Here is a 20,865-nt window from a genome sequence, read left to right on the forward strand (position 1 = left end):
TTTATGCTCCTTTCTTTAAAGTATAAAGTTTATCAAAACAAGCTTTCAAATCATTGAATATGATGGATACCTTTTCATTATCCCATTTACTTTCATCATCTCGCAAAAATGTTGTTTTATCATTTCTATTATCAAAAAAAGAAACTGGAACAAACAAATTTTTCTTTTCCAAGAAAATATGGTCTTGCATAGTTGAGATACTTTTTAGATACTCCATGTCATCAACACCATACTCCTTAAGCATTACTTCAAGCGGAACTCCATGATGTAAAATTGAACCAGGTTCGTTTGGATTTACCCTTTCAAAATTCTTTCTCCTCGATTCCTCAGGTGTCACCCACACATAAAGAATAACTCCTAGTTTAAGAATCATCTCATCAAGAGCATTTAAAGTATGTTCATACCCATAAGGGTAAGGAAGTGGCGGAGTCAAGTTAAGAGCACCACCTCGAGCAAACTCAATTACAAAGGTCGAATTTTCTAAATCACTTTTTGCACTTTTATTTATATTTGAGATTATATCCCTTGCCTCTTTTGATAATTTCGAGGAAAGTGCATTAAAGACACTTTGGGAAAGTGTTGAAAGACGTTCTTGAATTCCAAATTTCTCTGAAGCTTCATCAATTCTTCTTGTAAGTGTTGCAAAAGCAAAATCTTCGTTGTGTTGTCTTTTTTCAACAATATCTTTAAATTCAAGATTTATAAGTTCCGTTAAAGTAAGCCAGTCTCTACCTTCGGTAAATGGGCTTTCGTTTGATGCATAAAATATTCTTCTTTCGCCAAGCTTCTCAAGTTCTTCATCAATTCTTCTCATAAAGAAGACATAGGGGAAATCATCAATGTGAATGTCATTTCCAAGATGAAACTCTCTTATACGAGTTTCTTCATCAAGACTTCGTATAAATTTTCTAATTTCAGACTTACCTGATGCAGGTAATCCCAAAAGTAGCACAACGTCTAAAGTATCTTTCATAAAGACCTCCTAAATATTAATTGAAGCAAGAATTCCGCTGCCCAAGGCAACACCTATATTGCCCAAGGATGAAAATTCAAACTGGACACTCTTGCCTGGAATTTTAAGGGTATTCTTATAAAAGCTATCCATAATATCCTCAAAAATAAGCTTCAGAGACTCGCCTAATCCACCGCCGATTATTATCTTTTCTGGATTTAAAAGATTTACAACAATTGAAAGGCCATGTCCAATATGCATTGCTGTTTCATAGAGAACTTCTTTTGCTACAGGATCTGTATTCTTGAATTGAAAAATTAGAGGAGTATCTACCAAATCAAAATCGTAATTAACGCTATCTAATAATGGCGTTTTTTTAATTTTACCAACACGTTCAAGATAAATTCTTCTTATTGAAGGCCCTGATGCAAATGCTTCAAAGCATCCATATTTTCCGCAACCACACAGTGGTCCTCTCGGATCAAGAGTAATATGTCCTATTTCGCCTGCAAGATTATCTTTACCTCGCACAATTAAACCATTAGTAACTATTGCAGAACCAATTCCAGTACCAAAAGCAATAAACAAAAAATCTTTTAAATTTTTACCACTTCCCACGTATAGTTCTGCAAGTGCACCAGTTTTTGCATCATTATCGACAAATGCATCCAAACCTGTTTCTTTCTTAATAATTCTTTTTAAATCTATTTCTTTTAGCGCAGGAATATTTGGAGAACCGTGAATAATACCATTTTTAAAATCAATGAAACCTGCAACACCAAAACCTACACTTTTTGTATTTTCTGTTCTTAGTTCATTAATGACGCTTATAAGGTTTTCAATTATCGCTTTAAGATTATTTACATCACCTGTCAAGACTCTCTTACTTGATAGTATTTCAAAATTATCGTTTATTCTTACGCCAAATATCTTTGTTCCGCCTAAATCAATACCAATAAATTCTTTCATAATACAATTATTTATATCACATTAATAATTTAAGTCAAGGAATTAAAAAGAGTTTTTAATAAGTTCCTAAAAAATTTTCTGGTATAATTTAAAATATGGAAATAGAATTTAATAAGGAGAAAATTGTTCATGAATTTTCAATGCACCTGATGTTAAAGGGTTATTCACCGTTAACGGTTAAAAACTACCGATATATAATAAATGATTTCTTGAATGAATTCAAAATACCTGACACAAAATCCATACAAAAATATTTCTTAAAGAAAAACATATCAAAAAACACAAGAGCAACTCAAACGCTAATTCTTAGAAGTTTTGCAAAATTCATCAAAAAGGAACTCCACATTGATTTTGAAACATTAGATCCACCAAAGACCTCGAAAACATTGCCAACATTTCTCACAAAAGATGAGGTTAAAAAATTCTTAGAGGTCGTAAAGAAGAATAAAAGAGATTTTACAATTGTAGCATTTCTAATTTATACTGGAGTAAGAGTTGGTGAACTTATAAATATAAAGATTGAGGATGTTAATCTCAATGAAAATTATGTAAGAATTAAAGGAAAGGGAGACAAAGAAAGATTTGTTCCTATATCACTTGAGCTTTCAAATATCCTTAGGCAACACCTAAACGAGAGGCATTATTCAGAATACCTTTTTGAAAGCAAACGGCAAAAGAAATTTTCTCCTTTAACAATTCAACTTATGGTAAAACGATATGCAAAGGAAGCAGGTATTCAAAAAAAGATAACGCCTCATAAGTTAAGACACACCTTTGCGACACTTGCCCTTGAATCAGGCATAAGCCCCATCACAATAGGAGAACTTTTAGGACACAGTTCACTTAATACAACAATGAAGTACACCCATGTTACCAATAAGTTAGCAACAGAAGCTGTCAAAAAAATTAGTGAATTTACAAATCTAAAAGATATTGTTGAGAATAAATAAAATTTGAATTTTTGGCAAATTTGAATATAATCTCTTTGCTATGGGAAAGAAAGTTATCGAAATAGAAAAAGCAGAGTACCCTTACACTTGCGCTATTGTTAATAACCAATTAATGGGATTTCTTGACGAAGTTGAAGAAGTGAGAAGTATAGAACTTCTTTCTGTTGTCGAAGGAGAGGGAAGAAGAACCTATGAAAGAAGTATTGCTTTTCTTGCAAATGTTGCTTTAAAAAAGATTTCAAAAGAACATAAATTAACAATAATGCACTCTATCGGAGAAGCACTCTATGGAGAAATTGAAAATAGTTCCGATGAGCTTGTAGAAAAACTCAGGAACCAATTTTTTGAATTGATAAAAGAAAACAAGCAAATAAGAAAATTTGACCTGACAAAGGAAACTGCAATAAGAAAACTTGAAAAGGAAGAAAGATTTGAAGATATTCAAACAATTGAATACCTTGCAAAAGATGTTATTTCGCTTTACGAACTCGATGGTATCTACTTATACTTTGCTGGACCTCTTGTTCCTTATACAGGAATCCTCAAAGTTATCGATATCGTAAGAGTAAATGGTGGTTTGTTTTTCCTTTTGCCCGACAAAAGCAATCCAAATGTTGTAAGTTCGCTTCCCAAATATGAAAGATTGCTTGAGGCCTTCAACGAAGGAAAAAAATGGGCGAATTTACTTGATGTAAGAACAGTTGGCGAACTTAATAAAAGCATTATAAATGGTAGAATATCAAACATAATAAAAATGCAAGAATCTCTTCACGAAAAGAAAATTTCTGAAATAGCGGCACAGATTTTGGAAAGAAAAGCAAAAGTAATTCTTATTGCAGGACCGAGCTCATCGGGAAAAACAACTTTTGCAAAAAAACTTGATATCCACCTGAGAGTGCTTGGATTAAAGCCATATGTAATCTCAACAGATAATTATTTTGTTGAAAGAGAAAAGACTCCTTTAAATGCAGATGGAAATCCTGATTATGATTCAATCGAAGCAACTGATTACAAACTCCTTCAGGAGCACATTAATAAACTTATACAAGGTGAAGAAGTTGATATTCCCAAATACAATTTCATAACAGGAAAACGAGAAAAGGGGAAGAGAGTAAAGATTGACGAAAATGGCATTATAATAGTTGAAGGAATTCATGCATTAAATCCAATTTTAACTAAGGATGTAAAAGAAAAATTCAAATATAAAATTTATGTTAGTGCATTATCTCAGGTAAATATTGATAATATCAACCGTATACCCACAAGAGATACAAGGCTTATAAGAAGAATCGTAAGAGATGTTCATTTTAGAGGAATCCCTGCTATAGAAAATCTAAGACGTTGGAAAGATGTAATCTCAGCAGAAGAAAAATATATCTTTCCTTATCAAGAAAATGCTGATGTAATGTTTAATTCTTCGCTTATATATGAACTTCCAATTCTTCGAAACTTTGCTGAAGTTCCGCTTAGGGCAATTGAATACAAAGAAAAAGAATACGCAGAAGCGTTAAGATTGTTGAACTTCCTCAACCATGTCTTGCCGCTTCAATCAGATGAAGTGCCACCTACATCTATTTTAAGAGAATTTATAGGGAAAAGCTCATTTAAGTATTGATGTGCTTTTTTACAAACTGAACAAGATTTTCTTTTCTTTCTAAAAGCATTGGCGTTGTGATAAAGGCTTCTTCAAATCTTGAAACAAAATTCCTGTCTTTGAGTCTTCCATCAAAATAAAGGACAGCACTCTTTTCATAAGCAATGCTATCTTTAATAAAATTTTTAAGATAATACATTGCATAATTTTCGTCAGATCCTAGAATATTCATTGGTAATTTAATTATAAAGATCAATCTATATCTATTTCGTATAGGAAATTCATATTGTACAAAATCAATCAAACCGTCTTCCTTTAGAAGTGACTCCTCAATCCAAGTATAGCGATTCTTTAATTCCATCTTTATACTGTTCATTTGAATCCTGTTTTCGAAAACAAATAGAACTGGTTTAATGTCGGAAAACTGAGCATATAAGTCAAGAAATTCATATGCAAACTCATCCGCATTTGGTGCATGTAAGAATAGGGGTATTACATTCATAACTTTATCTTCGCTATCTTTTGTAAAAGTATCACCCTTTAACCTTGTGAATTTTTCAATATAATTTTCTCCCTTAAAAATGAAATAGTTGCTTAATAAATTTATAGAATTCCCGATTAAAGAAATCTTCGAAAATATTTGTGTTGCATTAGAAAATCCAACCGATAAACTTTCAGAATCATTTCGAAAAATCCTGTTAAAAGAATATTCTTCATCAAAATTTGTAATATTTGAGATTATTTTGTTTTGTAAGTTTTTTGGTAAATTCTCAAAATTATTGAAGAGGGTTAAAACCTCATTTGATTTTTTTGAGGCATCAAAGTTTGAAATCATTTCAATGTCTTCCTTTGAAAAGTTCATCTTTAAACTCGATAGTACTTTCGGAATCCTGTAGGCTTCAAGAAGGAAAACGCTATCAAATTTAAAATTGGAAAGAAATTTCAGTCCAAAAAATAGGTTTGGATATTTTAATATTACAAAGTCACTTTTCTCAATCTCCCTAAATCTTTCCTTAAGAGGGCAAACCTCGAAATAATCACAATTTTCACTTTTGCAAAGAGATAAATTTCTTAGAATCTTGTTTTTAAGGATATGTTGGGGTGCATTTCTAAGGCCAAAATCCTTAGTTTTAAGCAAATATGACGCAAAAATTGCAAAATCAACTCGCAGGTCATTTGGTATTGCTTTTGTATTTTCAAGATAAAAGTTTAAGCGCTCTATACAGATAAAACTTTCAAAATCAGTTGCATCTAAGATTCTAAAGTTATTTAACCTATCTTTCAGATTTTCAACTAGTTTCTCTGAATAAACTACAATAAGGGACCTGCCTGATGACAACAATAATTTAACTATATCATCAAGCGAGGATTCTTCATAATAAAAAACACCCTTATTAAGTGATTTATTTACTTGATTGAAAGGAAGGGTCTGTATTTCGCCAATCTTTTGTATTTTTATGGAGGTTTTTTCAGCATCTACATGGTTAACGAAGATAAAACCAAAATTTCTCGAATCACCAATGATCTCCTTAAGGAGCTTCATATCTGCATCTTCAAACGTTTTGCTTTCCTCCAACAATTTTTTAAACAGTTCAAAAAGCATTAAAGCATCATTAAATGCTCTATGCGCCTTCTCCTTCTTGAGATTTAGTGCTTGAACAAGTTTCTCAAGACTATGAGAGCTCAATTCTGGATAGATAAGACGTGCAAGTTCAAGTGTGTCAATTATTTCATTTTGAAGTGGTTCTTCTAAAAATCTTTCGAGAAACTCCTTATCAAAAGACGCATTGTGTGCAACAAGAATTGAATCTTCTATAAATTGCTTAAAATCACTTTTTATTTTATCTCTATCCTGTGCCTTATTTAGGTCTTCCTGAGTGATACCTGTCAAATTGGTTATAAATCTTGAAATAGTTTTACGAGGTCTTACAAGAGTTTTAAAAGTGGAAACAACTTCCAAATCGACAACCTTTATTGCACCTATTTCGATAACTTCGTCATCTCTATTTAGTCCTGTTGTTTCGAGATCAAAAAAGACAAACTTCATTTGAAAAATACAATTGTGGTACCTATACCACCTTCAGATGGAGTTCCGATTTCAAAACGGGCAACTCTTTTATTGTTCCTCAAATATTGTGAAATAGCCTCTCTTAGAGTACCAGTGCCCTTGCCGTGGACTATATATACATAAGGCAGTCCATGTAAATAAGCCTTGTCAAGATATTTATCTAAAATATCAATTGCTTCATCAACTGTATAACCATGCAAGTCTATTTTCATTGGTAATTCTTCTTCGAAAAGATCTTTCAACTCACCCCTTTTTTCCTTCTTAATTTCAATCTTTTCTTCCAAAACTGGCTCAAGATCAGAAAATTTAAGCGTTGCTCTTATTGCACCCATCTGAACAATTGCTCTTTGTTCATCGTTTTTAACCTGAAGCACTATTCCCTGAGCCCTTAAAGTTCGCACATATACAAGCATCCCTTCTTTTATTTCATAAAAATCAATTTTCTTTTCTTCTTCGAAAGTTCTTTCCTGTTTCTCTTCTAATTGGGTTTCTTCGGTTTTAAGTATCTTTCTCATTTCTTGGATTTCTTTTTGTGTTTTTATATACGTATCAAGATTTTCAAGAATTTTATTCATCTTTTCTTTTGTTTCGTCTATTATTTTCTGTGCCTCTTCATAGGCTTTTTTAATTTCTGACCTCTTTCTCTCCTCTAACTCTTTCAACTTTTGTTCATATGTTTCCTTTAAGCGCATTGCTTCAGTTCTTGCTATTTCAGTTTCTGATTTCATCATTTCTATTGCCCTATTATCCTCATGCATCTTGCTCACAATTTGTGCTTTTTCAATAAAGTCCGAAGAAAGTTCACTTTTTGCACTATTTAGCACGTCCTCAGGCATTCCAAGTCTCTCAGCAATAATTAACGCATGGCTTTCGCCTGGGATCCCGACATAGAGCTTGTAAGTAGGGGTAAGCGTATTTATGTCAAAACCAACTGAAGCATTTTGGGCCTCTTTAAACTTATATGGAAATTCTTTTATTTTTCCGTGGTGCGTTGTTACAATGGAAGATGCACCAATTTCATGCAGTTTTTTAAGAATTGCAAATCCAAGAGAGGCGCCCTCTTCAGGATCAGTTCCTGCACCCAATTCGTCAATTAAGACAAGATCATCTTTTGTTGCATTTTTGATAATTTCAATAATTCTTACCATATGTGATGAAAATGTTGAAAGATTCTGCTCAATACTCTGCTCATCCCCAATATCTGCAAAGACGTTTCTAAAAAATCCAACTGTTGAATTGGAAATTGCCGGTATGTGCATTCCTGCCTTTGCCATGAGAGTTAGTAGACCTGTTGTCTTAAGTGTAACAGTCTTTCCTCCAGTATTCGGACCTGTTATTATAAGCATTTTAAAATTTTTTCCTACTTCAATATCAATCGGAACAACATTTTCTTCTTTAATAAATGGATTTCTTGCTTCATATAATTCAAGATATGGTTTGTCAACGAGAATTGGTTCAGAAGCTTTTAATTGAATGGATAATCTTGCTTTAGCAAAAATAAAGTCAAGTCTATAAATGGTATTCAAAGACTCCAAAACTGCATCAAATTTATTTCTTATACGCTCTTCTAACTCCAAAATAATACGCTCTTCTTCCCTTCTTTCTTTTGAAAACAGATCCACGAGCTTATTATTTAACTCAACTACAGCCATAGGCTCAACAAAAAGTGTAAGCCTACTGCCAGATTCACCCTGTACAACGTAATTAAAAGCTGGTTTTGAATTTAGTCTTATGGGAATGACATACCTGTCGTTTCTTTTTGTGATAATTTTATCTTGGATCGCATCTTCATTCTCTCTTGAGTAAAGAATTTCTTGCAAAATCGATTGAATTCGTAAGTAAGTTGTTTTAATTTCTCTTCGAATTATGCTAAGAAGAGGTGATGCATCGTCTACAATTTTCCCATCATTACCGACAACTTTCCTTATTGCCTTAACTATATCTTCGAAGTTGTAAAGTCTTATTGTATATTTGAAAACTTCAGGGTGGGCATCCCTGTATGATTCACCAATTTCCTTTATTTCAGAAATTGTAGAGAGAACATCTGAAACTCTTAAAATTTCCTCAGGAGTCAAAAGTGAGAGTACTTTTATCTTATCAAAAAGAGGCTCGACATCAACAAATTCGACAAAGGGTAAGTCACCTTCCTCCTCTAAAAACTTTTTTGCATCAGTTGTTTCCTTCAAAGCAGAATTTGATTCTTCAAAGGAATCATAAGGTAAAAGGTTTCTTGAAAGTTCTTTACCTCCCTTTGTGAAAGCAAGTGATTCAAGTCTATTTATAATTTTATCGTATTCAAGAGACTTTAATGTGTCTTCACGCATAATAGATCTCTAATTTCCTCCAAACGGTATGTATTTAAAACTTCTTCTCTTTTTACCCATGCCCTTCTTAAAATTTTAATGCCATATTTCATAAAATACAAATGTCCTCTGTTATGTGCATCAGTTCCAATTGAAAAAAACTTAACATGTGCACGTCTCGCCTCTTTAATAAGTCCCGTACTTAAATCCATTCTATTAGGAAACACATTAACTTCTAAACTTACTCCAAATTGTGATGCGGTATTAAATATTTCCTCTATGTTAACATCGATGCTTTTCCTTACAAAAATTATTCTATTTGTAGGATGTGCCATGATATTAATTATACCACTTTTTATAGCTTTCTTAACTCTTTCTGTATTTTCTAAACGGGTGTTAGAAAATTGGTGAAGACCGCCTAAAGCCAAATCAAGCTTATTAAGAATAATTTCATCTACATCAACTGATCCATCAAAGTTAATCTCTGCTTCAATCCCCTTCAAAAGATATGGGCTATATTTTTCATTATTTATTCGATCTATGAGTTCACTTTCCTTTAGATAGAGTTTTTGGGATACTCCATTTGCAATTTTCAATCCTTTTGAGTGATCCGTAATAGCAAGGTACTCATAGTCTAAAAGTCCTGCCTCTTCGTGCAGTTCTGAAATTGTAGATAAACCATCAGAAAACGAAGAATGAACGTGCAAATCTCCCTTAATGTCGGATAAGGTTATTAGTTTTGGAAGAGAATGTGTTATTGAAAGTTCAATCTCCTCTTCTCCTTCTCTTAATTCAGGTGGTACATATTGAAGAGATAACTTTTCATAAAAGTCTTCCTCAGAATTTGCCTTTATAAGAATATATCCACTCTTTGAAATATCAAAACCTTTTGTCTTTGCTATTTCTTGAATTTCTTTGTTATGCTGCTTAGAGCCCGTATAGTACTGAAGTCCAGCATAAAAATAGTCTTTTGGAATTTTAAAAAATTTAAGAATTACTCCATCAACATCTTTAAACTTAATAAGATTACCCCTTTTTTCAAAATTTAGAATGTCAAAATTCAAATTAATTGTTTCAATGAGCGTTTCTTCGTCGAAATCGTACACAAAATCAATATTATTTACTACTTCTTTTCCGCGTCTAACACTTCCTACAATTCCTATATTTCCTAAACCATCACAGGCTAAAACAATTGAATTCGCATATGAAGATGCGTAGAAAAGACTCAACTCTTTTGTGCTACTTTCATAGTAAAAAATAGCTCTTCTTAAATGTTCTTCAAATTTATCAGAAAAGATTTTTTTAACTTTCCCGTTTTTTATTGCCTTTTCAAGGTCAGAAAGCGAATCTATATTAAGGAAATTATATATTTTAAGGACATCATTTACACGAATACCAGGAATACTTGCAATCTGTTTTAAAACTTTCGGCGTCTTAGCCTCAAGAGTTTCTTTTAGCGGAGAATAACCAAGGCTTTCTAAATTAAGAACCTCCTCTTTTACGCTTTCAGGAAGAAAATTTAAATTTGCATATTTTGTTAAAGAGCTTTCAAGGGCAAGAATTGATAAGGCAGAATGTTCAAATGCATACGCACCTTTCGTATTTCCTGAAATTTCAAGCAAGGTTTTTATCTCAAGGAGTTCCTTTGCAATTTTATAATTATTCATTCTTTCTCACTACACCGCCAACTTCATTTATTATTCTTTCCTCTATACTCTTCATAAATTCATCCACTTCTGAACCTTGAAGAGTTCGTTCATCTGATACAAATTCCAGAGAATAAGCAAGATTTTTCTTTCCTTCGGGAAGTGGTTTTCCTTCATAAATATCAAACAAAGTAATTGATTTCAGCTCTTTAATATTTGAGTTTTTTATCGCCCTTCGAACTAAACTTTCCTGAACATCTTTATCTACGATTATTGCAATATCTCTTTTTACCGGTGGATAAATTGAAAATTGGCTAAACTTTTTATCTAAAATTGATGCTTTTAAAAGTTCGTTAATCTTTAATTCTGCAAAGTAGGCATCATCCAGTATGTCTGGATTGATCTTTCCAAGATAACCAAAGAAAACATCATTTACGATTATCTTACTCGTCTGATAGGGATGCATATAAGGTAACTCAAATTTTTCAAACTGAACATCAATTCCGAATTCATTAAATATACTTTCAATAAGGCCTTTTAAATAGAAATAATCGTATGGGAGCGATCTTCCGTATGGGTTTTTAAAGATCCTATTTCCCCTAAGGAAAATTGATGCCCTATACTCTTCAGTAAATTCAGCGTCATTCTTTAAGAATACCTTGCCAATTTCAAAAAGTGCAAGATTTTCAATATTAACATTCAAATTTCTTTCTGCAACTTCGTAACTTCCAACAAATAGAGTTGGTCTTAGAACTGACATATCTTCTGTAAGCGGATTTAAAAGTTCTATAATATAATCCCTCTCATACAAACCAAATTTTGATAGCGCTTCCTTGTTTGTAAGAGTAGAAGTTAAAATTTCATTCAGCCCAAGGCGTAAAAGAATTTCTCTTAATTCAGAATTAAATTTGAGTATTGGCTCAAATGTGCCGCTTCTAAGTGGTGCTATAATTGGCTTCTCCGCAAATTCGTTATATCCTCTCATTCGGACAATTTCCTCAATAAGATCTTCCTCGATAGAGATATCCTGTCTAAATGATGGAGGAATTACTGAAAACACTCCCTCACTTTCTGAATATTTAAATCCTTCCATATCGAAGTACTTTCTAATTTCAAGAGGTGTTATTTCTTCACCTAAAAGATTGGAAGCTTTATTAACACGCAATCTAACGCTTTCTTTAGGCTTTCTAAAATCAGCAACTCTATCTTTAAAAGCACTTCCACCACCTTCGTCAAGAATCATTTTTGTAGCAACAAGAGATGCAGTTGGTGTAAACTGAGGATCAACACCTTTTTCAAAAATAGAAGAAGCATCGGTTATTAAGCCAAGGCTCCTTGAACTTCTCGAAATTGTAGATGGAGTAAAGTATGCGCTTTCAAGAAAAATATTTTTTGTACTCTCACTCACAGCGGTATCAAGACCACCCATTACTCCTGCAATTGCAATAGGACCTGTTTCATCGGTTATAAGAAGATTTTTAGAAGTAAGATTCCTCTCAACTTCATCGAGAGTTTTGATTTTTTCACCATCTCTTGCAAGACGTACAACAATTTTCCCTTTTAATTTATCAAAATCAAAAGCATGCAGTGGTTGCCCGTACATTTTTGCTACATAGTTTGTAATATCAACAATGTTATTAATAGGACGAATTCTTAAACTGAATAATTTTTTTCTTAATTTATAACTTGATTTTTTAATAGTAACATTCTTAATTAACCTTCCTGAATAAAAGCTACAGTGCTCTTTATGAAGAATTTCGACCGGAAAGGGTGTTTGAGGTAAATTTTCGTCATTAAATACTTCGAATGTGAACTTATCAAAATCTGCTCTACGGCCTTCGTCTCTTGCAAGAAGAATTTCAATCCATCGCGCAACTCCTAAGACATAAAATGCATCTGCTCTATCGGGAAGTAATGAAAGTTCAAGGTATGTATCCTCAATGGGAAAAAGTTTCTCAAAATTAACTCCAATCGGCGTATCATATGGCAAAATAAAAATTCCATTCTTTTCTTCATTGCTTAATGAATCTGAGTCAATTCCAAGCTCGCTATATGAAAGAAGCATTCCTTGAGAAATGTGTCCTTCAAATTCCCTTTCTTTAATTACTCTTCCGTCACTTATTTTTGAGTTTACTTTTGCATATGGTACTATGTCGTTCGTTTTTACATTAGTTGCGGCGGTTATAACATCAAAAATGGAATCTCCAATATCTACTTTTGCTTTGAAAAGTCTTGTTCCCTCAATAGGATAGATTTCCAAAACCTTTGCCGAAACAACATTTTCGAATCTTTTTTCTACAGTTTCGATTTTCTCAACTTCAATTCCAATATGTGTCAGCTTTTCTGAAAGTTCCCTGGGTGTATATGGGAAGTCAACAAGTTCCTTTAAAAGTTTATAAGAGACGATCATGTTCCCTCCTTAAAACTGTTTCAAAAATCTCATATCGTTTTGCAAAAAATACCTAATATCGGGTATTCCATATTTCACCATTGCAATTCTTTCAATACCCCAACCAAATGCAAACCCTTGGTATTCCTCTGGATCTATACCAACATTTTTTAGTACATTTGGATGGACCATCCCTGAGCCACCCATTTCAAGATATCCAGTGTATTTGCAAACGGGACATCCCTTTCCACCACAGATAACGCAAGTAATTGAAGTTTCTGCTCCTGGTTCAACAAAAGGAAAGTATGAAGGAGTAAATCTAACTTTTGTTGACTCACCAAACATTCTTTTTGAAAACTCAGACAAAGTTGCTTTAAGATTTGCAAAAGAGATATTTTTGTCAACAACAAGCCCTTCGATCTGGTGAAACTGTGGGGAATGCGAACTATCAAGTGCATCTCTTCTGTAACATCTTCCAATAGCTATCATTCTTATAGGTGGTTTTTGCTTTTCCATTGTTCTAACTTGCATGGGCGAAGTTTGAGTTCTTAAAAGTATTTTTTCTGCAAGGTAAAATGTATCCTGCATATCCCTTGCAGGATGATGCTCAGGAATATTAAGTGCTTCAAAGTTGTAGTAATCAGTTTCAATATCTGGTCCTGAAAAAACATCAAAGCCCATAGAAATAAAAATAGATTTTACTTCCTCAATTACTTTATTCAGAATATGCTCATGACCTCTTTCAAGAATTAAACCTGGTGCTGTTATGTCAATTGCTTCTTTCTTTAATTTTTCTTCTCTTTGGATATTTAAAATAAACTGTTCTTTCTCCTCAATATTTTTTTCGATATACTCCTTTAGCCTATTTACGTTCTCGCCAAATTCTTTTCTATCAGATTCAGGAATATTTTTGATTTGTTTAAAAAGTTCCTGAACTTTTCCTTTTTTACCAAGAAAAAAAACTTCTATCTCTTTGAGCTCATTAATATTTTTTACCTCTTCAATTCTTTTTTCAAACTCTCTTTTAATATCATCAAACATTCCCATAAATGCCTCCTATCCTCAAATTTTATCAATAAAAAAATAAAAGTCAATAAAAATAAAAAAGGCCTTGATTTAATCAAGGCCCTGAAATAGCAAATTCTAACTAATAAGGCATGTTTGCGATATTTAAAAGTGGGATACCTACAAAATACATGTAAAAAACAAGAATTATCAGGCCAAGGAAACCAATTATAAAACCTGCCTTTAACATATCTTTAACCTTAACATAATCACCTGTCATTACAACTACATTGGGAGGAGTTGAAGCAGGCAATGAAAAAGCAAGAGATATTGCAAAAGTTGTTGGAAGCATTACAAGATAAGGATGTATCTTTGCAGCCACTGCTACCGCACCTGCAATTGGCATAAAGATAGATGTTGCAGAGGTGTGAGAGGTGAATTGTGCGATAAGGAATCCTGTGCCACCGATAAGAGCAATTACCCATAAGAGGTTAACTCCACTGAGAAAGGTAAGCTTTGAGCCTACATAATCTGCTACTTTTGTTGAAACCATTGCATCTGCTATAGCAAGACCACCACCAAATATAAGAATTATGTCCCAAGGAAGTTTTTTGACCGATTCAGCATTTAAAACAGTTTCACCTTTTTTAAAATCTACAGGTATAATATACAAAAGCAAAGCTGCAAGGATTGCAACTGTAGAATCATGGACATATTTTGAGATGCCAAGAATATTTGACCAACCTTTAATTGTAAAGTTTCCAAAGTCAATATCAGTCCTAAATATCCAAAGGAATACTGTAATTAAAAAGACTGTTAAAACAACCTTTTCTTTAATCAACATTTTTCCGAGTTTCTTTAGTTCATTTGCAAATATTTCCCTACTTTCTTTTAGTCCAGCAAAACCTGGCTTAAAGAAAACTGAAGTTAGCATAAACCAAGTAAAAGGTAAGAAAAATATGATAAACAAAATACCAAACTTGCTAAACTCAAGAAAACTCAAAGTTGGTGCATTAGGAAACATTTGTTTTGCCATACTCAAAAATATGATATTTGGCGGAGTACCAATCGGGGTTCCCATTCCACCAATGCTTGCAGCAAAGGCAACTCCAAGCATAAGCGCTGTTGCAAACTTAAATTCGCCTGGAGTGGTGTCTACATTTAAACCTTCTTTCTTTATCAATTCCTTATAAAATTCTATTATTGATAATGCTATTGGCAAAGCCATAACTGTTGCTGTTGTATTTGAAATCCACATAGAAATAAAGCCAACAGCAATCATAAAAGCAAGAATAATTCTCTTAGGAGAAGTTCCAATTTTGTTAATAAGGAAAAGAGAAAGTCTCTCGTGTAAGCCTGATTCTTCAAGTGCTTCGGAAATAAAAAAGCCACCAACAAAAAGCATGATTTCCTGAGACATGTAGCTTTTTGCAATATCTTTTGCGCTTATCACTTTAAACAAAGGAAATATCAAAAGTGGAAGAAGTGATGTAATAGGAAGTGGGACTGCTTCAGTTGCCCACCAAATTGCCATCCACAAAAGAAGTCCAATTGTAATTTTTGCTCCAACTTCCATACCAGTTGGAGTTTTCATCAATAAAACAAGTACAAAAACTAAAATACCGACAAAAAAACCAATTCTTTGAGAAAGCTTAGATTGTTTTGCCATGCATAGCCTCCTTTATCCCCAATTCATATCCTTCCTCTAGAGCCTTTAAATTTAGATCGCTTTTTTCTTTAAATCTTCCAATAATAGCTTTTTTCAAAGCTTCCAAACTTACAATACCAGTTAATCCTGAAAGTATGCCTAGTGAGACAATATTAGCAGAAATTCTTTTTTTAGTTACTTCAATAGATACCTTCGTTATAGGAAAAGGAAAATTTTTTATTCCTCTATTCAAATAACGAACATAAAATTCATCAGATATCACTAAAGAATCTTCTTTCAAAGACTTAGCGAATTCATCATATGCATCTTGGGTTAGAGCTATTAAAACATCGGGTGATCTTACTTCAGGATAGTATATTTCTTCATCTGATACAATTACATCTGCTTTTGACATCTCGCCACGAGCTGCGGCTCCATAAACTTGTGATTGAACAACATTTTTGCCATCATAAATACCACTTGCTTCCGCAAGGATAATACTTGCAGAGATTATCCCCTGTCCTCCAGAACCTGCAATTCTAATCTCTTTTCTCATGACTCACCTTTTGAATTAATTTATAATATTTATCTGTAAACTCTTCTCCTTCTAAATTCACAAATTCACCAACAACTATGCCGCCTTTCACGGATATTCTATTGGTTTTACTATATGAAATAGATTTTTCTCTTAACCATTTAATATAACTTGCAGGATCTTCAAGATTATTTCTTCTTCCAAATTCAGTCACACAAGAAGATACTGCTTCAATAAGAGAAAAACCCTTATGAAGAAGTCCATTTAAAATGTATTTTTCAAGAATAAAAGGGCTTGCAATTGTCTCCCGAGCCACATACGTTGCACCAGACGCTACAGCAAGATAAGAAATATCCATTGGTTCTTCAATCTCTCCAAAAGGGGTGGTAGTTGTATATGCATTATCAGGAGTTGTTGGTGAAACTTGCCCCCCTGTCATTCCGTAAGTAAAATTATTAAATACAATAACAGTCATATCAATATTTCTTTTGGCTGCATGAATAAAATGGTTCCCACCAATTGCTGCAAGATCTCCGTCTCCTGTTGCAACTATTACATGAAGATCTGGGTTTGCAAGTTTTATACCGGTTGCAAATGCAAGAGGTCTGCCATGTAGGGTATGTAGAGTATTGAAATTTACATATCCAGAAGAACGGCCTGCGCATCCGATACCTGAAACAAATACGATTTTATCCTTATCAATTTTCGAGCGTTCTATTGCGCGCAATATGGCTCCAAGCACAATACCATTACCACAGCCTGCACACCAAATATGAGGCAATTTATTTTCACGTAAATTTGTTAAAGAGATTTCTGTATACATGATTCCATCTCCTCTGGAGTAATTAATTCGCCATTTTCTTTCCCAAAGAAAACCACCTCTCTTTTTAAGATTCTCTCAACTTCCATTACATACTGTCCGAGATTCATCTCAAAAACAAAAACTTTCTTCCCTTCGGCAATTTCCTTAAGAGGTTTTTCTGGCGAAGGCCATAGTGTTATCGGCCTAAATAAACCTACTTTAATACCCTTTTTACGAAGTTCAACAATTGCCTCTTTTGCAGATCTTGCAGTTGCTCCATAAGCCACAATTAGATACTCCGAATCATCTACATAAAAGGTTTCAAATTTTAATATATCACTAATATTTTTGTAAATTTTTCGATGTAATCTTTCAATTAAAGCCTCAGCTTTTCGCGGATCAGAAGTTGGAAAACCTGTTTCATCATGAGTCAAACCAGTAATGTGAAAATGAAAACCTTCACCAAAATTTGCAAAAGGAGGAACATCATACTTTGAGTCAAACGGTAAATAGTCTTCTTTGGGAACTGTCGGCTTTATTCTTTCAAAAACTGGCAAGTTTTCTTCTAACGCAACTTTTTCTCTCATATGCCCTATCACTTCATCAGAAAGGAAAACAACAGGAGTTCTATATTTTTCAGACAAGTTAAATGCTTCAACTGTCAAAAAATAAGACTCCTCAACAGAGCTTGGATACAGCGCTATAATTGGATGAGAGCCATGGGTACCCCATTTTGCCTGCATTACATCTCCTTGCGATGGATAGGTAGGTATCCCTGTTGAAGGTCCAACTCTCTCAATGTCTGCAACTACAATGGGTATCTCCGAATAAATCGCAAAACCAAGTCCTTCTTGCATAAGCGAAAAACCTGGACCTGAGGTTGCAGTCATAGATTTCTTGCCCGTTAACGACGCACCAATTATTGCACTTATACTTCCAAGTTCATCTTCCATTTGTATAAAAACGCCACCATTTAGAGGAAGCAAATATGACATTCTTTCTGCAAGGTCCGTTGACGGTGTAATTGGATAGCCTGCAAAAAAGCGACAGCCCGCATAAATTGCACCATAAGCAATTGCTTCGTTTCCTGAAATAACAAGTTCTTTCACGCTTTCACTTCCTTTTTTATTACAATTGCAAAATCAGGACAAAAGACTTCACACATTCCACATCCCATACACCTTTCTTCATTGACAACCTCTACTTTAAAATCTTCACCAATTCGAAGAATTTTTGCAGGGCAAACTGAGACGCAAATACCACAACCTTTACAGAAATCTTTATTGATAATTACTCTATTTTTTGCCATTTTCAAGCATCTCCTTTAAAATTGCGGCAACTTCAACTGGTGTTTTTCCGACCCTTATACCCTTACTTTCAAGGTATGCCACTTTCTCTTCTGCAGTTCTTGTGTTAGGAGTCACTATTGCTCCTGCATGACCCATCCTCTTTCCTTTTGGTGAAGCTCTGCCAGCAATAAATGAAACGACAGGTTTATTAAATTCTTTTTCAATGTAGTCCGCTGCATCTTCTTCGTCAGTCCCGCCAATTTCACCAACAAGGACAACCGCCTCAGTTTCAGGATCACTTTGAAATTCTTTCAAAATATCTATAAATTTCATTCCAATAATTGGGTCTCCACCAATACCAACCGCCGTTGTCTCGCCTAAACCAATATCCGAAATATGCTTTACAATTTCATATGTAAGCGTACCTGACCTTGAAACAACCCCAACCTTCCCTTTCTTAAAAATATTTCCAGGCATTATACCAAGTTTTGCCTTACCCACAGAAATTACTCCAGGACAATTAGGGCCGATGAGTTTTGCATCTTTTGATTTAATAAACTCGACAGCCTTTACCATGCTTTGAACAGGGATTCCCTCTGTAATTGTAACTATCAGTTTAATTCCCGCATTTGCCGCTTCGTATATTGCATCCTCTGCAAATTTTGCTGGCACAAAAATAACAGTTGCATCCGCATTTGTCTCTCTAACTGCTTCTTCAACTGTATTGAAAACAGGAATGCCATAAACATCAGTTCCACCTTTAAAGGGTGTTACACCAGCAACAACCTTAGTACCATAATCAAGCATTGCCTTTGCATGAAACGAACCGTCACGTCCAGTAATACCTTGTACTATTACCCTTGTATGTTCGTCAACCAATATACTCATACTTCACCTCGCATTTGCAAGTTCGACGACTTTTGTGACACCATCAACCATTGAATCGGTATAAATAAGAGGTGTATCTTTAAGAATTTCTCTTGCCTTATCTTCATTAGTACCTGTAAGTCTTACAACTATTGGAACATCAACTTTTGTCATTTCAAGTGCTTTAAGAAGACCATTTGCAACATCATCACAGCGAGTAATACCACCAAAAATATTTATAAGGATTGCTTTAACATTTTTGTCTCTTGTAATCATTTCAATTGCACTTGCAACCTTTTCCGGAGATGAAGAACCCCCTATATCAAGGAAATTCGCAGGATCTCCCCCAAAAAGTTTTATAAGATCCATTGTAGCCATAGCCAAACCCGCTCCATTAACAAGGCAACCAATATTTCCGTTTAGCTTTATATATGTAAAGCCTTTTGATTTAGCTTCAAGTTCAAGTTTTTCTTCTTCAGTTGTTTCTCTTAAAGCCTCAAGTTCAGGATGTCTAAAGAGCGCATTATCATCAATTACAATTTTTGAATCGAGAGCTAAAACATTATTTCCTTCAACTACCGCAAGTGGGTTAATTTCGGCTAAGTTTCCATCAAGAGAAATATAAACCTTATACAATTTCTCAATAATATCTGCTATTTTCGGCGCAATATTCATATCCTCAGTAAGTCTCTGAGATGCCTTCTTTGCCTCGTAAGAAAAAAGTCCCATAATGGGATCAATATAGATTTTAAAGATTTTCTCAGGTGTATTTTTTGCGACTTCTTCAATATCTACACCACCAGCATTTGAGACAATCAAAACGTTTCTCTTACTTACTCTGTCCACCGTGAATCCAACATAAAACTCTCTCAATATATTTACTGCCTTTGCAACAAGCAATTTCTTTACCTTTAGACCTTTTATTTCCATTGTGAGAATTTCATCTGCAAGTTTTAAAACTTCTTCTTCAGTCTTTGCAACTTTTACACCACCTGCTTTACCGCGACCTCCAACAAGAACTTGTGCCTTTAAAACAATAGGCAAACCAATTTTCTTTGCAATTTCCAGCGCCTCTTCTCGATTGCTTGCAACTGCACCTTCAACAACGGGGATACCAAATTCCTTAAAAAACTCTCTTGATTGATACTCTTGAAGATTCATTACACACCCCTCTCCTTCTCTAATTTCCTAATATATGCATAAACGGTGTAGATTGAGATATTTAATTTTTTTGCAACAAAATTCACAGAATTCTTTAATTTAAAAAAACTTCTATTGTATAATTCAGATACAATCGAAAAATTATCAACCCTTTTTGAAGAGACCTTTGAGGAAAGTATTGAATAAACCTCATCAAATGTCTTTTCAATTGCTTCATCATACTCAAAAGATGTAATTTTGTTAAGAACCTCTTTAGGGGAATCCGCAAAAGTTAAAAAATATGATATAAACTTATGCATTGTTTCAAGATTGGAAAGATCCATATTAAGACAAAGAAGCCCTATAAGATCTCCCTTTTTATTTCTAATACCAATTGTAATAGATCGTAATTTTTTTCTTGTGTAAGATAGACTTTCGTAGGGACCATAGTAATCAATCCCGTTTTTCAGTTTTTCTATCACATATTTACCAGCCTCTGTGAGAGAATCTCCAACCTTTCTTCCAGTTATTTCACCATTTTCAATTGCAATAATCTTGGGTTTATTATCTATTAGAGAATGTAATACTATTTCAACATTCTTTCCAAAAAATTCTTTAAGAGCTCTAACAACAATTTTATAACTTTCTAATATTTCTTCATCCATTGTTCAAATATTTTGGTATCAAATTATACAAAAAATTTGAATT

At 33.7% G+C, this 20,865-nt stretch carries 17 protein-coding genes; 2 read left to right on the plus strand and 15 right to left on the minus strand.

Going from position 1 to position 20,865, the window contains the following annotated elements; translation table 11 throughout:
• Position 1: 1 nt before the first annotated feature.
• Positions 2 to 973, minus strand: coding sequence for a DEAD/DEAH box helicase family protein (locus ACMV0E_RS02475; protein WP_416084796.1), 972 nt, complete (start codon positions 971 to 973; stop codon positions 2 to 4).
• Between the two features lie 9 nt (positions 974 to 982).
• Entirely contained in the window at positions 983 to 1,921 is a 939-nt protein-coding gene (locus ACMV0E_RS02480; protein WP_416084797.1) for an ROK family protein, read from the minus strand.
• Positions 1,922 to 2,016: 95 nt separating this feature from the next.
• Between ACMV0E_RS02480 and xerA the strand changes: the two genes are divergently transcribed.
• Both xerA and ACMV0E_RS02490 read left to right on the plus strand, forming a co-directional pair.
• Positions 2,017 to 2,871, plus strand: a complete 855-nt coding sequence (gene xerA, locus ACMV0E_RS02485) for a site-specific tyrosine recombinase/integron integrase (protein ID WP_416084798.1) — start codon at positions 2,017 to 2,019, stop codon at positions 2,869 to 2,871.
• A 40-nt stretch (positions 2,872 to 2,911) separates the two neighbouring features.
• The gene (locus tag ACMV0E_RS02490; RefSeq protein ID WP_416084799.1) at positions 2,912 to 4,486 is read left to right on the plus strand and encodes a nucleoside kinase; all 1,575 of its coding nucleotides are present in this window, start codon (positions 2,912 to 2,914) and stop codon (positions 4,484 to 4,486) included.
• On the opposite strand, the gene ACMV0E_RS02495 is transcribed toward ACMV0E_RS02490, so the two are convergent.
• From ACMV0E_RS02495 to ACMV0E_RS02555, 13 genes are all read right to left on the minus strand, one after another.
• Positions 4,476 to 6,512 (minus strand): 3'-5' exonuclease, encoded by a 2,037-nt coding sequence (locus ACMV0E_RS02495; protein ID WP_416084800.1) that lies wholly within the window; start codon positions 6,510 to 6,512, stop codon positions 4,476 to 4,478. The two genes, ACMV0E_RS02490 and ACMV0E_RS02495, sit on opposite strands and share 11 nt — an antisense overlap.
• Complete coding sequence (locus ACMV0E_RS02500) at positions 6,509 to 8,857, minus strand: endonuclease MutS2 (protein ID WP_416084801.1); 2,349 nt, start codon at positions 8,855 to 8,857, stop codon at positions 6,509 to 6,511. The genes ACMV0E_RS02495 and ACMV0E_RS02500 overlap by 4 nt, the downstream gene beginning before the upstream one ends.
• Complete coding sequence (locus tag ACMV0E_RS02505) at positions 8,839 to 10,503, minus strand: PHP domain-containing protein (RefSeq protein ID WP_416084802.1); 1,665 nt, start codon at positions 10,501 to 10,503, stop codon at positions 8,839 to 8,841. The genes ACMV0E_RS02500 and ACMV0E_RS02505 overlap by 19 nt, the downstream gene beginning before the upstream one ends.
• A complete protein-coding gene (pheT, locus tag ACMV0E_RS02510) occupies positions 10,496 to 12,892 on the minus strand; it encodes a phenylalanine--tRNA ligase subunit beta (protein WP_416084803.1) in 2,397 nt (798 codons plus the stop codon). The genes ACMV0E_RS02505 and pheT overlap by 8 nt, the downstream gene beginning before the upstream one ends.
• A gap of 9 nt (positions 12,893 to 12,901) precedes the next feature.
• Positions 12,902 to 13,918: a phenylalanine--tRNA ligase subunit alpha gene (gene pheS / locus ACMV0E_RS02515; RefSeq protein WP_416084804.1), complete on the minus strand. Its 1,017-nt coding sequence runs from the start codon at positions 13,916 to 13,918 to the stop codon at positions 12,902 to 12,904.
• Positions 13,919 to 14,018: 100 nt separating this feature from the next.
• The gene (locus ACMV0E_RS02520) at positions 14,019 to 15,545 is read right to left on the minus strand and encodes an SLC13 family permease (RefSeq protein ID WP_416084805.1); all 1,527 of its coding nucleotides are present in this window, start codon (positions 15,543 to 15,545) and stop codon (positions 14,019 to 14,021) included.
• Entirely contained in the window at positions 15,529 to 16,080 is a 552-nt protein-coding gene (locus ACMV0E_RS02525) for a 2-oxoacid:acceptor oxidoreductase family protein (protein ID WP_416084806.1), read from the minus strand. The genes ACMV0E_RS02520 and ACMV0E_RS02525 overlap by 17 nt, the downstream gene beginning before the upstream one ends.
• Positions 16,064 to 16,882, minus strand: coding sequence for a thiamine pyrophosphate-dependent enzyme (locus ACMV0E_RS02530; protein ID WP_416084807.1), 819 nt, complete (start codon positions 16,880 to 16,882; stop codon positions 16,064 to 16,066). The genes ACMV0E_RS02525 and ACMV0E_RS02530 overlap by 17 nt, the downstream gene beginning before the upstream one ends.
• Entirely contained in the window at positions 16,861 to 17,970 is a 1,110-nt protein-coding gene (locus tag ACMV0E_RS02535; RefSeq protein WP_416084808.1) for a 2-oxoacid:acceptor oxidoreductase subunit alpha, read from the minus strand. Before ACMV0E_RS02535 ends, ACMV0E_RS02530 begins: the two co-directional genes overlap by 22 nt.
• On the minus strand, positions 17,967 to 18,170 hold the full coding sequence (locus ACMV0E_RS02540; RefSeq protein WP_416084809.1) for a 4Fe-4S binding protein: 204 nt from the start codon (positions 18,168 to 18,170) through the stop codon (positions 17,967 to 17,969). The genes ACMV0E_RS02535 and ACMV0E_RS02540 overlap by 4 nt, the downstream gene beginning before the upstream one ends.
• Positions 18,157 to 19,038: a succinate--CoA ligase subunit alpha gene (gene sucD, locus ACMV0E_RS02545; protein WP_416084810.1), complete on the minus strand. Its 882-nt coding sequence runs from the start codon at positions 19,036 to 19,038 to the stop codon at positions 18,157 to 18,159. Before sucD ends, ACMV0E_RS02540 begins: the two co-directional genes overlap by 14 nt.
• 3 nt (positions 19,039 to 19,041) lie before the next feature.
• Positions 19,042 to 20,178 carry an ADP-forming succinate--CoA ligase subunit beta gene (gene sucC / locus ACMV0E_RS02550; RefSeq protein ID WP_416084811.1) on the minus strand — a complete coding sequence of 379 codons (1,137 nt, stop codon included), beginning with the start codon at positions 20,176 to 20,178 and terminating at the stop codon, positions 19,042 to 19,044.
• On the minus strand, positions 20,178 to 20,822 hold the full coding sequence (locus ACMV0E_RS02555; RefSeq protein ID WP_416084812.1) for a helix-turn-helix transcriptional regulator: 645 nt from the start codon (positions 20,820 to 20,822) through the stop codon (positions 20,178 to 20,180). The genes sucC and ACMV0E_RS02555 overlap by 1 nt, the downstream gene beginning before the upstream one ends.
• Positions 20,823 to 20,865 lie beyond the last annotated feature (43 nt).

Source organism: Caldisericum insulae, assembly GCF_047785965.1.
In the GTDB taxonomy this organism is placed as follows: domain Bacteria; phylum Caldisericota; class Caldisericia; order Caldisericales; family Caldisericaceae; genus Caldisericum; species Caldisericum exile_A.

Coding starts and splice junctions, on each gene's coding strand:
- xerA (WP_416084798.1), top strand. CDS start 2,017: ATGGAAATAGAATTTAATAAGGAGAAAATTGTTCATGAATTTTCAATG.
- ACMV0E_RS02530 (WP_416084807.1), bottom strand. CDS start 16,882: ATGTATACAGAAATCTCTTTAACAAATTTACGTGAAAATAAATTGCCT.
- pheT (WP_416084803.1), bottom strand. CDS start 12,892: ATGATCGTCTCTTATAAACTTTTAAAGGAACTTGTTGACTTCCCATAT.
- ACMV0E_RS02500 (WP_416084801.1), bottom strand. CDS start 8,857: ATGCGTGAAGACACATTAAAGTCTCTTGAATACGATAAAATTATAAAT.
- ACMV0E_RS02555 (WP_416084812.1), bottom strand. CDS start 20,822: ATGGATGAAGAAATATTAGAAAGTTATAAAATTGTTGTTAGAGCTCTT.
- ACMV0E_RS02525 (WP_416084806.1), bottom strand. CDS start 16,080: ATGAGAAAAGAGATTAGAATTGCAGGTTCTGGAGGACAGGGGATAATC.
- ACMV0E_RS02520 (WP_416084805.1), bottom strand. CDS start 15,545: ATGGCAAAACAATCTAAGCTTTCTCAAAGAATTGGTTTTTTTGTCGGT.
- sucD (WP_416084810.1), bottom strand. CDS start 19,038: ATGAGTATATTGGTTGACGAACATACAAGGGTAATAGTACAAGGTATT.
- ACMV0E_RS02480 (WP_416084797.1), bottom strand. CDS start 1,921: ATGAAAGAATTTATTGGTATTGATTTAGGCGGAACAAAGATATTTGGC.
- sucC (WP_416084811.1), bottom strand. CDS start 20,178: ATGAATCTTCAAGAGTATCAATCAAGAGAGTTTTTTAAGGAATTTGGT.
- ACMV0E_RS02490 (WP_416084799.1), top strand. CDS start 2,912: ATGGGAAAGAAAGTTATCGAAATAGAAAAAGCAGAGTACCCTTACACT.
- ACMV0E_RS02505 (WP_416084802.1), bottom strand. CDS start 10,503: ATGAATAATTATAAAATTGCAAAGGAACTCCTTGAGATAAAAACCTTG.
- pheS (WP_416084804.1), bottom strand. CDS start 13,918: ATGGGAATGTTTGATGATATTAAAAGAGAGTTTGAAAAAAGAATTGAA.
- ACMV0E_RS02495 (WP_416084800.1), bottom strand. CDS start 6,512: ATGAAGTTTGTCTTTTTTGATCTCGAAACAACAGGACTAAATAGAGAT.
- ACMV0E_RS02540 (WP_416084809.1), bottom strand. CDS start 18,170: ATGGCAAAAAATAGAGTAATTATCAATAAAGATTTCTGTAAAGGTTGT.
- ACMV0E_RS02475 (WP_416084796.1), bottom strand. CDS start 973: ATGAAAGATACTTTAGACGTTGTGCTACTTTTGGGATTACCTGCATCA.